Below are 14,686 nucleotides of genomic sequence, written 5' to 3'. Positions count from 1 at the left end.
TCCTAGAAAAGAAGCGGTTGGTGATAATTATGATTTAATGGCAATTGATTGTGAAGTGGTGTTTGATGTAAATTCTTTTTCATTTTTGGAAATAACGACACAGGCTACCCCATTACCGATTAAGTTGGTCACGGCGCGTGCTTCTGACATGAAGCGGTCTACACCAATCAGTAGGGCAATCCCTTCAACAGGTACCATTGGGAAAGCAGCGAGTGTAGCAGCAAGTGTAATAAAGCCTGAACCTGTTACACCAGCAGCTCCTTTAGAGGTGATCATTAAGATTCCAAGCAATGTAATGAGTTCAATCCAAGTCAGATGTACACCATACGCCTGTGCAATAAACAGCGTAGCCATTGATAAGTAAATGGACGTCCCATCTAAATTAAAGGAATAGCCGGTTGGCACAACTAATCCAACAACTTGTTTGGAACAGCCTAAATTTTCAAGCTTGCGCATCATGGAAGGGAGTGCCGATTCTGAAGAGGAAGTCCCAATTACTAAGAAAATTTCCTCTTTAATATAGGCAATATACTTGAAAATGTTAAAGCCAAAGAAACGTGCGATTAATCCTAATACAACAATGACGAACAAGAACATTGTAATATAAACCGCGATCATTAATAATCCAAGTGATTTTAATGAGCCTAAACCAAAATTACCGATTGTATAAGCCATCGCCCCGAATGCCCCGATTGGTGACACTTTCATAACGATGCTAACGATTTTGAAGAAAATTTCCGATACCTGTTCTAAAAAGGTAATGACCGGCTTTGTTTTTTCTCCAAGTGAAGCAGACGCAATCCCGAATAATACGGCACATAATAATGTAGGCAATAAATCCCCATTCGCCAGTGCACCTACAAAATTATCCGGAATGATATTGTAAATGAATCCGCCTAACCCCGCATCACTGTTTTCCTCAGCAGCCGTAGTATATTTTGAAATATCGGCATCCCCAGCATGTGTTGTGTCAATACCAGAACCTGCATTAATGAACAATGCAACGCAAATACCAATTGCTAAAGCAATTGTTGAAACGATTTCGAAGTAAATGAGCGCTTTTCCCCCAATTTTCCCGACTTTTTTCATGTCGCCCATACTACCAATCCCAATAACAACTGTTAAAAATATAATCGGTGCAATGAGCATCTTAATTAATTTAATAAATAAATCCGCTAAAATTTTTAAACTCGCGCCAAACTCCGGCCAAATGGCTCCAACAATAATCCCGAGAATAATGGCTGTGATAACTTGTACCGTCAAATTTTTTAGGTACTTCATGGAAAATCCTTCTTCCTTATTATAGTTTGTTAAAAATCTGCTATTCGTTCGAACTGTTGTTATAATACACCTAATTATTTAGCGTGTGTTGTTTTGTTCATAAAAACTATTCGGCTAAAGGGGATAAGGTTATCCTGTTGAAAATGCCTATTTTCTGTTTATAAAGCATATTTTCTTTAAATTGTTTGCAATCATCTGTTCTAGCACAACTAAAATTGTAAGCGCTTTATTTAAATAGGAAACCCTTTTGTTCATTTTGTTCAATTTGGAATGAGTGGTTAAGTTGTTGAAGAAATGCGTGCAATAATGCTAGAGCTATTGTGAAATGAGTACGGGCGATGCCGAGAAAATATGACGCTGTTTTACTTATCTAGTTTGAAGAATGCTCGGTCTCATAAATAAAAGCAGCTAAACCGCATTAGTATGAAGCGTTGAGGGCATCCACACACACCGATCAGCAGGGAAGCGCATACTATGGATTTAGTAATATTATATTATTTTGAAATAATAAAAATGGATTAACTACAATATGTAATGGATCAAAATTCTATGTATCCATTGCAATCGGTCTTTACTTTAGCTGATGCTCTAAATGACCGTTTTTATCTAATGGCTGTTACGGGGAAGCGTGTTTGAACTTACTGAAGTTATCTAAGGAGGTGATAAACAATGAGCGTAACTACTACAAGTCGTGATTTATCAGAGCTTACTACAGCAGCTCAATTGGCCTGTCGATTGCTTTTTCAAGAATGTTATAAAGCCGAAATTAGGGATATATTCATCACTGAAACATATCGAAGTTTGGAGCGACAAAAGTATTTATATGCACAGGGACGCACGCGACCAGGTCCGATCGTTACTTGGACATTAAACAGTAACCATAGCGGGCGTTTAGCATGGGATATTGCAGTTAGTCCCCCGAAGTCCTTATACGATGCAGCGACATTAGCTAAGGTTGGTGCAATTGCACAAAAAATAGGCATTACATGGGGTGGACAAGCATCATGGGTTGCTGCAGGTAAGGCCGATTACTCCCATTTTGAAATTAAAAGTAATTGGAGTATACCCAAAGGATATAAGCTAGAGGGGCAAGTTATTGTACCATCTAACAGTAAGCTGAAGGTACAGTTAATTGTACAGGATCATACAAAGGAGGCGGAAATGGTGGAAAAAGAACTATACGTAAAAGATGCACCACCAGCAGCGTGGGCAAAAGAAGCGGTTGAATGGGCAAAAGCAAACGGAGTATCGGATGGTACGTTTTTAAAACGACCAGCGACTAGGGAAGAGCTCATTACTATGCTTTATAATTTACAAAATAAAAAATAATTTTCAAAGCCCTTAACTACTGTTTATATCTCAGTGGAGGAGGGCTTGAGTTATTTATTAAGCACTGCACTCACTTATTCCTACACACACGTTCTCCAAGCTTATTTTTCCAACCCTATTAAAAACCTTATGAAAAGCATTTTAATGCATTCTATTGCAAAGTTCGATAAAAGAAAAAAGCCTCGAAACCCTTGAATTAACAAGGTTTCTAAGGCTTTTCGTGTTGCTAGATGCAACGAAGTTTTATTAACGAGAGTAGAACTCTACGATAAATTGCTCGTTGATTTCACCAGATAATTCAGAGCGCTCTGGTAAACGTACAAATGTACCAACTTTAGTGTCAGCATCAAATGATAAATATTCTGGTACGAAGCTGTTTACTTCGATTGATTCAGCAACTACTGATAAGTTAGCTGATTTCTCACGTAAAGAGATCGTTTGACCTGGTTTTACTGAGAATGATGGGATATCAACGCGTTTACCATCAACTAAAATGTGGCCGTGGTTAACTAATTGACGAGCTGCACGACGTGTGCGAGCTAAACCTAAACGGTATACTAAGTTGTCAAGACGAGTTTCAAGTAAAATCATGAAGTTTTCGCCGTGTACACCTTGTAATTTACCAGCACGTAAGTAAGTGTTTTTGAATTGACGTTCAGTCATACCGTACATGTGGCGTAATTTTTGCTTTTCAGTTAATTGTAGACCGTACTCTGATTTTTTACCGCGAGAGTTTGGACCGTGTTGACCTGGTGCGTAAGGGCGTTTAGCGATTTCTTTACCTGTGCCGCTTAATGAAATACCAAGACGACGAGAAAGTTTCCAAGATGGACCTGTATAACGAGACATAGTTGTGTCTCCTCCTTAAAATTGGTTTTTGTTGTAAAAGAAAAACCAGTTGTACCCATTCTTACATGGCATTTTATTTTCATGTATCTTCGCCCATGCAGCCGAAAGGGTTACGCAATACACCGTTCTATAAATAGAAGGAATAAAATACACAAGCAAGTTTTACAACTACTGCATTCATTTTACACAAAGGCTATTGTATCCTTTTTTTTTATGGGCGTCAACCAATTATACTGTCAATAGAAATGTATATATAAATAGAACCACAAAATTGGAGGGCTTGTAGTATTTATTACCTACCAAAAAACAAATTGAATTCGAATAAAGTACTATTATGACAATAAAATGAACGTTTTGATAGGTTTTTTTAGAAAATTATAACAAAAACGAATGGTCAAATAGACTTAAATTGTGTATACTTGAGGTAAGCAGAAATAACGTAAATCGCAAATGTGAAAGAAAAGGTGGTTAAATGACAGATTATCAACTATTGGTTGATCAATTTAAATCCGAAATGTTAAGTCTCTGTATCGATTCCAAAGATAAACTAACTATCTTTAATGATTATTTTAGTTTGTTGGCTTATGGATTAAATAAATATTTTGCGATGCAAGACAGCTTTTTATTTCAGGTGAATGAGAATTCATTGAAACCAAATCATACAGATTATCCGTTTTTAAATGAACTTTCATTAAAGGATGTCCAACCATTATTAACAAATCACCACATTATTGAAATACCGAGGATAGTGCAAAAACAAACTTATTTCCAACATCATACACATATATTGCCGTTAATGGAGGAAGACTCTATTTTAGGCTTGGTTATTTTTAAAGTTGAAGCCGCTGAAAAACCAGCACAATTTCCATTGCAACTTGTACAAGAAATAACAAAAGTATATCAATTTTTACTCCATAATTATAATTTACGAGCAAACGAAAATAAATACCGTAAATTATATAGTATCACGGACTTATTCCATTCAACAATGGATATTGATGCTATTTTAGAAAATGTACTGGTGACGATTAAAGAAAACTTCGCAAATTTTGAAGTAGAGTTGATTTTATCGAATGACCAAGATCGTCAAACACGCGTTCATATTAAGCCGTTTGATTATTTATCAGAGCGTCCGTCAACGATTGAAGCCTTTGTGTCTGGAAAAATGAAAGTGGATAATGCACTTGAATTAAATCGTTGCTTACTGAATGCACCTATGAAAGGTCGACAAGCAATATACGGTATTTTACAGGTAAAAGCCCCATTAAAATATACTTTTTCTACAACAGAAAAAGAGTTTATTCGTATGTTAGCACATGCTTCAGGTAATGCACTCGAAAATGCAAAATTATATCATCAATCTCATCGTTTAGTAAGTGACTTACAGCTTATAAATGAAACATCGCATCGAATGAATATGAAGCTATCGATTAATGAAATGCTACTTTTTTTACAAAAGCAGCTACAAAAGTCGGTTCAACCACATGAGGTTGGTTTCTTTTTCAAGGAGGGGGACCAATTTAATTCAACGGAAGCATGCACAAATTTCTTCCGACAAGAAGCGAGTCACATTTATATTGAGCATATCGAACAGCATTTTGAAGTGACGCAAGATTCTTTGTTTATTGCGGATTTTAGTCGACTGATCGATGAGGAAATTCCGTTTAAATCCATTATGGTAATTCCTATGATTGTTGAAGAAAAAATTATTGGCTTTAGTATCGTTTTACATGAGGAGCCTTATTTCTTCTCGTTTGACAGCTTTAAATTAATGCAATCATTAATCCATCATTCATCACTTGCAATTTCGAACTCGATTTTACGCGACCGTTTGCAAGATATGGTTGACCGTGATCATTTAACAAAGCTGTATGCGCGCCGATTTTCGGATAATTATGTGGAGCAGTCGATTCAAAAAGATGATTCGGGGATGTTTTTACTAATTGATATTGATAATTTTAAAAAGATAAACGACTCTTTTGGCCACCAAATTGGTGATGAAGTGCTCATTCAAATAAGCTCGCAACTCGAACATCAAATTGGTACACGCGGTATTTGTTCACGATGGGGTGGGGAAGAGCTCGCTGTCTATATTCCAAATATTTTAGAGCACGAAGCATTAAAAATTGCCCAGTCCATTGTAGAGGCTGTCCCAAAGAAGACGAATCCATCGGTTACGATCTCTGCAGGGCTTATTACTTGGAATCGTCATGCGCGTCCAGATTTTCAAGATATCTTTTTACAAGCAGATACAGCATTGTATAGCGCAAAACGCAATGGTAAAAATCGTTATTGTTTATTTGAAGAAACAATGCAAATACAGTGCTAAAAAGCTCTCCACATGCGTGGGGAGCTTTTCCTATTTTAAATATGCTTTAGCAAAACAGACACAAAATTTTCTAAGCCTGCTCGATCGTCTGGACGAAAGCGAGCTTCAATAGGACTATCGATATCTAATACACCAATCACCTCATCGTTTTGGATAAGGGGAATCACGATTTCAGATTTGGACGCAGCGTCACAAGCGATATGACCGGGAAACGCGTGTACATCATCAACGACAATGGTTTCCTTGTTGGCAACGGTTGTTCCGCAAACACCACGCCCAACTGGAATACGTACACATGCAGGTAAGCCCTGGAACGGACCAAGTACAAGTTCCCCAGCTTTCATAAAGTAAAAGCCGACCCAGTTAATGTCTGTTAAAAACTGGTTGAGTAAAGCAGATGCATTACTATAATTGGCGATGGCATCAGATTCCCCCTGACAAAGTGCTTCTAATTGTTTTGATAGTAACTCATATTGCTCGGCAAGGGTGCCACTGTAAGTTGTTTTTGCAAACATAAAAAGCCTCCAAAATTAAAAAGATAGTTTTTGTTGTAAAGCATCATAATGCTGATGTAAATCTTTAGCTGTGTGCGCATCGGACCCAAAAACAATTGGGATACCAATTTGCTTAGCAAAAGCCGCATATTCATAATTTGGATAGGGCTCCTGACAATACATTTTACTTAATCCCGCACTATTGAAATCAAGTTCATAGCCGTGCGTTTTCATGAGCTGTAATACTGCTTCAATTTGTGCACGATCGTTAATGGATTGGTTATGGGCAAGCTGGAATTTATGAATTAGTGTAGGATGCCCGATACGTCTTGGTTTGTAAGGTCCTAAATCTGCTACGATTGATTGCTTCACGGTTTCATAATAAAGATTATACATTGCTTCAATGCCACCAACTTGTTCCGCGAATTGTAAATACACATTCTCAGAAAAATCGATGCATGTATAGTTCCCCGCATGCTGTAAGAAATGTACCGAAAGAATGGCATCATCCAGCATTGGACCTATTTCAGTCAAAAAATTTCGGGTTTGCTGCTCAAATCCGACAATATAATCGATTTCCAATCCGATATTAATAATAATTTGCTTTTTATAATGTTCTTTTAATAAGTGTAATTGTTCAAAATAAGCTTCGAGCAATTCAGGCTTCATGCCACTATCTTTGTCAGGTGTAGGGTCGACAAACGAAATTGGTAGTGGTGCGTGCTCGGTGAACGTAATTTCAGTGAATCCTTCATCTATTGCTTTAGTAATGTATTTTTCTAAAGAATCCTCTGAACCATGTGGGCAAAAAGGTGTATGTATATGGCCATCTCTCTTTCTCATAAGGGTCCTCCTTTGATAATAAGGGTATCTCGAAGTAAAAAAACCTGTAAATAGTTAAACAAATCCCCAAAAACATGTTATTATTAGTAATACGTATATAGCCAATTTATTGATTTTTTTTTGGGATTAGGGGGCTTACAATGGAGTATATCATCATTGTTGTCGTCATACTATTAGCATTATTAATAGCCGGCTTAGTAGTGCGACGTAAGCATAATGCAGAAATAGGACGATTAGATAAAGAAAAATTACAAATTCAACATTATCCGATTTTTGAAGAATTAGCAAAAGTGAAGGCACTCAATATGAATGGTCAAACAGAGGAGTTATTTGAAAACTGGCGCAATCGTTGGCTAGATGTCATGGATAAGCAAATTCCAAAAGTAGATGAATTGCTATTTGATGCAGAAGAACATATTGATCGCTTTCAATTTAGAAAAGCTTCCACTACAGAGCGTGAAATTGAACAACAATTAACACAATGTGAGCAAGTTCGTGTCCAAATTATTGCGGAGCTGGACGAGTTAATCGGAAGTGAAGAGAAAAATCGCATCGAAATGGAGCAATTAAAAGAATATTACCGGTCAGCGCGTAAAACAATCTTAGCGCATCAGCATTCATTTGGCCCGGCATTAGAAGGGCTAGAACAGCGATTGGAGCAATTTTCACCTAGATTTGAAGAGTTCGATGAATTAACAAAAGAAGGAAACTACCTACAGGCACGTGAGATTGTGCTCCAGCTAAATAGTGAAGCACAAGAAATTTTTAACTTGCTCAATGAAGTCCCGACATTGTTAACAGAAATTCAAACAAAAATTCCAACGGCGATTCATGAATTACGAAATGGTCAGCGTGAAATGGAAGAGCAAAACTATTATTTACGCCATTTAGAGCTAACCGAATACTTAGATGCATTAGACAAAGAGCTTATTACATTAAAAGCAGCAATTGCTGAACTTAACTTACAAGCAGTGTCACCACGTATTCAGGCCATTAATGATGAAATCGATCATTTCTATGATTTACTAGAAAAAGAGGTTATGTCGCGTAAATATGTAGAGCGCCATTGCTCAGGCATGTTTAATACCATTACTGAGGTGATGCGCTTAACGAAGGACATCAGTAACGAAGTCGAGTATGTGCAGCATAGCTATCGTTTGCAAGAAAAAGAAGCTGAAATCCCAAAAGTAGGTTTAAAACATTTAGAAGTATTGCAAAAGCGTTACGAAATCTTGTCGATGCGTGTACAGGAAGAAAAATCAGCGTACTCGAGCTTACAAGAGGAGCTTACAGAAATTACGGAAGAAATCGAACGTATTGCAGAGGAGCAAGAGCGCTTCTCGAACCAGTTAAAAAATCTACGTATCGATGAAAATAAAGCACGCGCTGATTTAGACGCGTTAAAGCGGACATTACAAAATACAGAGCGTCTACTGAACCGTGCGAATATTCCAGGTATTCCAGAAGAAATGGATGCACGATTAGAAGAAGCAGAAGAACGTATTTACATCGTTATTCAAAGTTTGCAAGAAGTTCCGTTAAATATTAATCAAGTGAATCAGCATTTATTAACAGCAAAGCAATCGATTGAAGAAACACATGACAAGGCACAAGAAATGATTGAAAATGTCTTAATTATTGAGCGCTTAATTCAATTTGGTAATCGCTACCGTGCAGGCAACCGTCAAGTACATGAAAGCTTACTAGATGCAGAGGAAGCATTTAAAAACTTCCGCTATGTAAAGGCGCTTGAAGATGCCGCGAAAGCAGTGGAAATGGTCGATTCAAACGCGATTAAACGTATTGAAGAATTGGTGCAGGAACAATTGCTAACAAATTCATAAGCATTAACGGTTACATGTTGTGAATTTTAGCGGTATAATATAGAAGCATAAAGATAAAGGGCAGTTCGGGAGGATTTTTCGGAACGAGCCCTTTTTCTTTCGGAAACTAGTTTAATAAAGAAGGTATGAAACATGATCTATTTAGATAATAGTGCGACGACAAAGCCGCACAAAGAAGTACTAGCAGCATTTATTCAAGTAAATGAACAATACTTTGCGAATCCGTCATCTATTCATAAAGCAGGTGTTGAGTCCAATGCCTTACTGACAAAAGCACGTGAACAGCTAGCACAACTTTTAAATACAGATGAAAAAAATGTACTCTTTACCGCAGGAGGTACAGAGTCGAATAATGCCGCGCTCTATGGTTTAGCAAAATCAAGTGAATTTCGCGGGAAGCACATCATTACAACAGAAGTCGAACACCCATCCATTTTAGAAGCAACAAAGCGTCTTGCATCTGAAGGCTACGAAATCGATTATTTAAAAGTCGACAAACAAGGTATTATTTCATTAGATGAATTACGCGCCAAGTTGCGTAAAGATACAATTATCGTCAGCATAATGCATGTCAATAATGAAATGGGGGCCATTCAGCCAATCGAGCAGGCTGCTGAAATGATTCACGAAACATGCCAAGCAATGTTCCATGTTGATGCCATCCAAAGCTTTGGAAAATTACCAATTCGATTTAATGATGAAAAAGGGCCAGATTTACTATCGATTTCGGGTCATAAAATTCATGCATTAAAAGGAACGGGTGTGTTAGCCTTCCGCAAAAAGCCACAAGTAAAGCCATTTATCGTTGGTGGTGGTCAAGAATTTGGTTTACGTAGTGGTACAGTTGCCGTACCTCAAGCAGTTGCAATGGCCAAAGCTGCACGATTAGCCATCGAAGCAATGCCACAACATGTGGAAAACTATCGAAAATGGGCCAATGATTTACATGATTTCTTTGCTAGATTCGGTGAAGAAATACATGTATTATCCTCTCGTGACGGTGCACCACATATTATGAGTTTCAGTGTAAGGGGTTTAAAGGGTGAGGTATTAATTAATGCGCTACAAAAACGTGACATTATTGTGTCGACGTCTAGTGCATGTTCATCTAAACAAACTAAAACAAGCCATGTTGTCGAAGCATTAAATATGGATAGCCGTTTTAAAAATGGTGTGTTACGTCTTAGCTTTGGCGCCAATAATACAAATGCAGATATTGAAGCATTTAAAAAGCAATTTATAGCAGTGATGAAAGAGTTAAAAGGAGAAATTACAGCATGATTTTTAAAGAAATATTAATTCGCTACGGTGAATTATCGACGAAGGGTCGAAACAAAAAAGATTTTATTAGCCGTTTACGTGATAATGTGCGTTATTCATTCCATGATATTGCACCACTTAAAATTCGTGCTGAACGTGATCGTATGTTTATCGAAATTGAAAACAAAGAAAAATTCGATGTATTAATGGAGCGTTTGCCAAATGTATTTGGTATCCAATCCTTCAGTCCGGTTGCTTCTTGTGAAAAAGATTTAGATGTCATGAAGGCATTAGCAGTTGAAATTTTAGAGGATTATCGTGAGCGTGAGCTAGTGACATTTAAAGTAGAAGTGCACCGTACCGATAAATCATTTCCGTTAAATACGCATGAATTACAGCGTGAAATGGGTGCGATGTTGCTTCCACAGTTCCCGAATTTTAAAGTGCAAGTGAAAAATCCGGAAGTGGCATTACGTATTGAAGTACGTGAAGATGCTATTTATATGATGGCACAGGTAATTCCTGGTGCTGGTGGTATGCCAATTGGTTCAAATGGTAAATCACTGCTCATGCTTTCGGGTGGGATTGATAGTCCAGTGGCAGGCTATTTAATGATGAAGCGCGGTGTTCGCATTGATGCCATTCATTTCTTTAGTCCACCATATACAAGCGATAATGCATTGCAAAAAGTAAAAGACCTAGCCAATGAATTAACAAAATTTGGTGCGCGCGTCCGTTTATTCGTGATTCCATTTACGGAATTACAAGTAGCGGTTAAAGATGCTGTTCCAGACAATATGTCGATGACGTCAACACGTCGTATGATGATGAAAGTAGCAGACCGTGTGCGAGAAGAGATTGGTGCATTAGGAATTGTGACAGGTGAGAGCCTAGGCCAAGTAGCTTCCCAAACATTAGAAAGCCTAACAGCAATTAATAATGTCACAAGCACACCTATTTTACGTCCACTCATTTCAGCGGATAAAAACGATATCATTAAAATTGCCGAAAAAATTGGTACGTACGAAACATCGATTCAGCCGTATGAGGATTGCTGTACGATTTTTACGCCATCTAGTCCGAAAACTAAGCCAAAATTAGAAAAGGTTCAACATTTTGAAAGCTTTACGGAATTTGATGAATTAATTGAGCGTGCTGTACAAAACCGCGAAGTATATAGCTTCCCACAAAAGGAAGCAAAACAGGACCAATTCGCAGACTTGCTATAATTTGTGAAAGGTTGTTGCTCATTTCCTATTAGAAGTAGGATTTACCTGTTTTTAAACGTGTATGAAATTACTCATCCTGTGCATTCTAATGTCACAAGGAGGTGAGCAACATATGACAAACAACAACGGTAGCTCAAACAAATTACGTGTACCTGGTGCACAGCAAGCACTTGATCAAATGAAATACGAAATTGCACAAGAGTTCGGAGTGCAATTAGGACCAGATGCTTCATCACGCGCAAACGGTTCAGTTGGTGGCGAAATTACAAAACGCCTTGTACAAATGGCTGAACAACAATTACGCGGAAAATCAAATCAATAATTAAAAATAAAGGGAATGCCTACAAATGTAGGCGTTCCTTTTATTTTTGACGTCGAGGAAATAAATTATTCCAAATAATTTTACAATTTTTTTGTATTTATAGCGCTCAATAATTATACTTAAAGGGTAAGTATCATTTTTTCAATCAAAGGGGAGAGTTGAAGATGAATTACGAATCATTATTAGCGCCGCAAAATTATAATATTGCGGATGAATTTGAAAAACATAGCAATAAAGATAGCAAAACAGCACTGATTATTCAGGAGGAAAACGGTGAGCAGGTGCATTATACATATGAAGTGCTCCTTGAAAAAGCCAATCAAGCTGCTAACGCCTTTATCGCACAAGGATTAACGAAAGGGGACGTTATTTTAATTATGCTGCCACGCTGTTTAGAAGCGTATGTGTCGTATATTGGTGCACTTAAGGCGGGATTGGTAATTATTCCTAGCTCGGAGTTGCTTCGAGCAAAAGATATTGACTATCGTTTAATACACTCGGGCGCAAAGGCCATTATTGTGCAAGAGCAATTTATAAAAGAATTTGAGCAGGTCGAAAATTTAGCGAATGTTACATGCTTTATTGTTGGTAATAAACGTGAGGGCTGGGTATCTTTAATGGAACTAGCGCAAGAGCAGTCAACTGAGTTTAATGCGGTTACTACAAATGCCGACGATTTAGCATTTTTAGCTTATACATCTGGCACAACCGGCAATCCAAAAGGCGCTATGCATACACATGGTTGGGGTTTTGCCCATTTACGAACAACTGCAAGTGAATGGCTAGGTGTGCAAGATGGGGATATTGTTTGGGCCACGGCTGCACCAGGGTGGCAAAAATGGATTTGGAGTCCGTTTTTAGCGGTTCTTGGTAGTGGCGCAACAGGCTTTGTTTATAAAGGAAAATTCGAAGCAAAAACATTTTTAACAATAATTGAACAACAAAAAATTAATGTACTTTGCTGTACACCAACGGAATATCGAATGATGGCTAAACTGGATCAGCTTGGCTCATACAATTTAGCTGCATTGCGTAGTGCGGTATCTGCAGGTGAACCATTAAATCGCGAAGTCATTGAAATATTTAAGCGCGAGCATCAAATTACTGTACGAGATGGTTATGGTCAGACGGAAAATACATTATTAATTGGTACATTATTGAACACTGAATTACGTCCAGGTTCAATGGGGAAACCAACGCCTGGTAACCGTATTGATTTAATCAATGAATTTGGTGAAGTCGTTGTTGCGGGTGAAGTGGGTGATATTGCTGTGCATAAATCGACCCCAGCCTTATTTAAAGGCTATTTTAAAGATCCGGAGCGTACGGCGATTCAATTCCGTGGTGATTGGTATGTAACAGGTGATCGTGCAACAAAAGATGAGGATGGCTATTTCTGGTTTGAAGGGCGCAATGATGACATCATTATTTCGTCAGGCTATACGATTGGACCGTTCGAGGTAGAGGACGCTTTAACGAAGCATGCAGCAGTTCAAGAATGCGCAGTTGTAGCCAGTCCCGATGAAGTACGGGGGAATGTTGTAAAAGCATATATTGTTTTAAGAGATGCGAGTTTAAAAGATAGTCCAACAATTGTTGAAGAGTTACAAAATCATGTGAAGCAACTAACAGCGCCTTATAAATATCCACGAATTATTGAATTTTTAGATGAGCTACCGAAAACAATTTCCGGCAAAATCCGCCGTGTGGAGCTGCGTCTAAAAGAAACAAAATAACAGTTATTTCGATGTATTTCCCAGGTAATAAAGAGGGTGTCCCAGAAATATTTCTCGGATACTCTCTTTATTTTGGGCTAGATTTGTAGAAAGTTGAAACTTTTTGTAAAATACTTTCGTACAGTAATTAAAGGAGGCTATATAAATGAATACAAAACGAGTAGTTGCGCTCATTATCGCAGCGGTATTATTATTCTTTTCTATTGGAATTAATACGATCATTACGATTTTTAAAACCGATTTTTTAACAAGCTTTGATAGCATGCTTGGAACGCAAGACTTTGCTTATGAAAATGTTGTGGAACCAGGTGATTTTGCAAATCGTATTGCCCATTTAACAGTAAGTGGTGTCATTCAAGATGTGGGTGAGCCGAGTGTTTGGGAGACGGTTGAATATAATCACCAGGCCTTTATGAGACAGTTGGATGCTATTTTAGCGGATGATACTGTCCAGGCCGTGTTGCTTTCGGTAGATTCCCCTGGTGGTGGTGTAATTGAATCGGCAGAAATCCATGAAAAGCTTGTTCAAATTAAAGAAGAAAAGCAAATTCCAATTTATGTATCAATGGGATCGATGGCTGCCTCAGGTGGTTATTATATTTCGGCCCCAGCTGACAAAATTTTTGCGCAGCGTGAAACGATTACAGGTTCGATTGGTGTCATTATGCAATCGCTTAACTATAGCAAGCTAGCAGAAAAAGTAGGAATTGAATTTGAAACGATCAAATCAGGTGAACATAAAGATATGTTCGGTGGTAATCGTCCTTCTACAGCAGAGGAAAAAACGATGTTACAAGAAATGATTGATGAATCGTATGAAGTATTTGTCGACATTATTGAACAAGGTCGTGGCATGTCAGAAGCAAACGTGAAGAAAGTGGCGGACGGACGCATTTTAGGTGGCTCGCAAGCATTAAAAGCAGGTTTAGTAGATGAAATCGGCAATGAAAATGCAGCATTACATGCACTGCGTACAGAACACGGCTTAGAGGATGCAGAGTTATTTGAATATGCAACACAATCAGATAGTTGGGCTTCGTTATTAGGCGTGAAAATAGGATCAATGTTTAGCCCTTCAGCAGAAGCACAGGCTATTTCAAAAATTATTTCATCAACTAGCTCACCGCGTATGATGTATTTATATGGTGAACAATAGAATAGGAGGGGTTA

At 37.9% G+C, this 14,686-nt stretch carries 12 protein-coding genes; 8 read left to right on the top strand and 4 right to left on the bottom strand.

Translation table 11 applies throughout. From position 1 onward, the window contains the following. Positions 1-27: 27 nt before the first annotated feature. Positions 28-1,281 carry a C4-dicarboxylate transporter DctA gene (gene dctA, locus MKX47_RS14310; protein ID WP_340775436.1) on the bottom strand — a complete coding sequence of 418 codons (1,254 nt, stop codon included), beginning with the start codon at positions 1,279-1,281 and terminating at the stop codon, positions 28-30. A gap of 669 nt (positions 1,282-1,950) precedes the next feature. Here dctA and MKX47_RS14305 point away from each other — a divergent pair. Next, on the top strand, positions 1,951-2,610 hold the full coding sequence (locus MKX47_RS14305) for a M15 family metallopeptidase (RefSeq protein ID WP_340775435.1): 660 nt from the start codon (positions 1,951-1,953) through the stop codon (positions 2,608-2,610). A gap of 246 nt (positions 2,611-2,856) precedes the next feature. Here the strand turns inward: MKX47_RS14305 and rpsD are convergent, their stop codons facing one another. After that, entirely contained in the window at positions 2,857-3,459 is a 603-nt protein-coding gene (gene rpsD, locus MKX47_RS14300; protein ID WP_340775432.1) for a 30S ribosomal protein S4, read from the bottom strand. Between the two features lie 472 nt (positions 3,460-3,931). Between rpsD and MKX47_RS14295 the strand changes: the two genes are divergently transcribed. Further along, positions 3,932-5,788, top strand: a complete 1,857-nt coding sequence (locus tag MKX47_RS14295) for a sensor domain-containing diguanylate cyclase (protein WP_340775430.1) — start codon at positions 3,932-3,934, stop codon at positions 5,786-5,788. A gap of 35 nt (positions 5,789-5,823) precedes the next feature. On the opposite strand, the gene MKX47_RS14290 is transcribed toward MKX47_RS14295, so the two are convergent. Together MKX47_RS14290 and hisJ are read right to left on the bottom strand one after the other, a co-directional pair. After that, on the bottom strand, positions 5,824-6,303 hold the full coding sequence (locus MKX47_RS14290) for a GAF domain-containing protein (protein WP_340775428.1): 480 nt from the start codon (positions 6,301-6,303) through the stop codon (positions 5,824-5,826). A 15-nt stretch (positions 6,304-6,318) separates the two neighbouring features. Beyond that, positions 6,319-7,125 (bottom strand): histidinol-phosphatase HisJ, encoded by an 807-nt coding sequence (gene hisJ, locus MKX47_RS14285; protein WP_340775424.1) that lies wholly within the window; start codon positions 7,123-7,125, stop codon positions 6,319-6,321. A gap of 140 nt (positions 7,126-7,265) precedes the next feature. Between hisJ and ezrA the strand changes: the two genes are divergently transcribed. The 6 genes from ezrA to sppA all read left to right on the top strand — a co-directional run bounded on the left by ezrA (position 7,266) and on the right by sppA (position 14,672). After that, positions 7,266-8,969: a septation ring formation regulator EzrA gene (gene ezrA, locus MKX47_RS14280; protein ID WP_340775422.1), complete on the top strand. Its 1,704-nt coding sequence runs from the start codon at positions 7,266-7,268 to the stop codon at positions 8,967-8,969. 132 nt (positions 8,970-9,101) lie between these two features. Further along, positions 9,102-10,250 carry a cysteine desulfurase family protein gene (locus MKX47_RS14275; RefSeq protein WP_340775420.1) on the top strand — a complete coding sequence of 383 codons (1,149 nt, stop codon included), beginning with the start codon at positions 9,102-9,104 and terminating at the stop codon, positions 10,248-10,250. Beyond that, entirely contained in the window at positions 10,247-11,458 is a 1,212-nt protein-coding gene (gene thiI, locus MKX47_RS14270) for a tRNA uracil 4-sulfurtransferase ThiI (protein ID WP_340775418.1), read from the top strand. The genes MKX47_RS14275 and thiI overlap by 4 nt, the downstream gene beginning before the upstream one ends. A 112-nt stretch (positions 11,459-11,570) precedes the next feature. Then, entirely contained in the window at positions 11,571-11,780 is a 210-nt protein-coding gene (locus MKX47_RS14265) for an alpha/beta-type small acid-soluble spore protein (RefSeq protein WP_241369458.1), read from the top strand. Positions 11,781-11,944: 164 nt separating this feature from the next. Then, positions 11,945-13,516, top strand: a complete 1,572-nt coding sequence (gene mbcS, locus MKX47_RS14260) for an acyl-CoA synthetase MbcS (RefSeq protein ID WP_340775414.1) — start codon at positions 11,945-11,947, stop codon at positions 13,514-13,516. A 145-nt stretch (positions 13,517-13,661) separates the two neighbouring features. Next, a complete protein-coding gene (sppA, locus tag MKX47_RS14255) occupies positions 13,662-14,672 on the top strand; it encodes a signal peptide peptidase SppA (RefSeq protein ID WP_340775412.1) in 1,011 nt (336 codons plus the stop codon). Positions 14,673-14,686: the final 14 nt, after the last annotated feature.

Source organism: Solibacillus sp. FSL R7-0668 (assembly GCF_038006205.1).
Classification (GTDB): domain Bacteria; phylum Bacillota; class Bacilli; order Bacillales_A; family Planococcaceae; genus Solibacillus.
Note: the sequence above shows the minus strand (reverse complement) of the source record. Positions and strands in the feature narration are given on the sequence as shown.

Excerpts from the sequence above, each read along its gene's own strand:
- rpsD (WP_340775432.1), bottom strand. The coding sequence starts at position 3,459 with ATGTCTCGTTATACAGGTCCATCTTGGAAACTTTCTCGTCGTCTTGGT.
- thiI (WP_340775418.1), top strand. The coding sequence starts at position 10,247 with ATGATTTTTAAAGAAATATTAATTCGCTACGGTGAATTATCGACGAAG.
- MKX47_RS14295 (WP_340775430.1), top strand. The coding sequence starts at position 3,932 with ATGACAGATTATCAACTATTGGTTGATCAATTTAAATCCGAAATGTTA.
- MKX47_RS14290 (WP_340775428.1), bottom strand. The coding sequence starts at position 6,303 with ATGTTTGCAAAAACAACTTACAGTGGCACCCTTGCCGAGCAATATGAG.
- MKX47_RS14305 (WP_340775435.1), top strand. The coding sequence starts at position 1,951 with ATGAGCGTAACTACTACAAGTCGTGATTTATCAGAGCTTACTACAGCA.
- ezrA (WP_340775422.1), top strand. The coding sequence starts at position 7,266 with ATGGAGTATATCATCATTGTTGTCGTCATACTATTAGCATTATTAATA.
- mbcS (WP_340775414.1), top strand. The coding sequence starts at position 11,945 with ATGAATTACGAATCATTATTAGCGCCGCAAAATTATAATATTGCGGAT.
- dctA (WP_340775436.1), bottom strand. The coding sequence starts at position 1,281 with ATGAAGTACCTAAAAAATTTGACGGTACAAGTTATCACAGCCATTATT.
- sppA (WP_340775412.1), top strand. The coding sequence starts at position 13,662 with ATGAATACAAAACGAGTAGTTGCGCTCATTATCGCAGCGGTATTATTA.
- hisJ (WP_340775424.1), bottom strand. The coding sequence starts at position 7,125 with ATGAGAAAGAGAGATGGCCATATACATACACCTTTTTGCCCACATGGT.
- MKX47_RS14275 (WP_340775420.1), top strand. The coding sequence starts at position 9,102 with ATGATCTATTTAGATAATAGTGCGACGACAAAGCCGCACAAAGAAGTA.
- MKX47_RS14265 (WP_241369458.1), top strand. The coding sequence starts at position 11,571 with ATGACAAACAACAACGGTAGCTCAAACAAATTACGTGTACCTGGTGCA.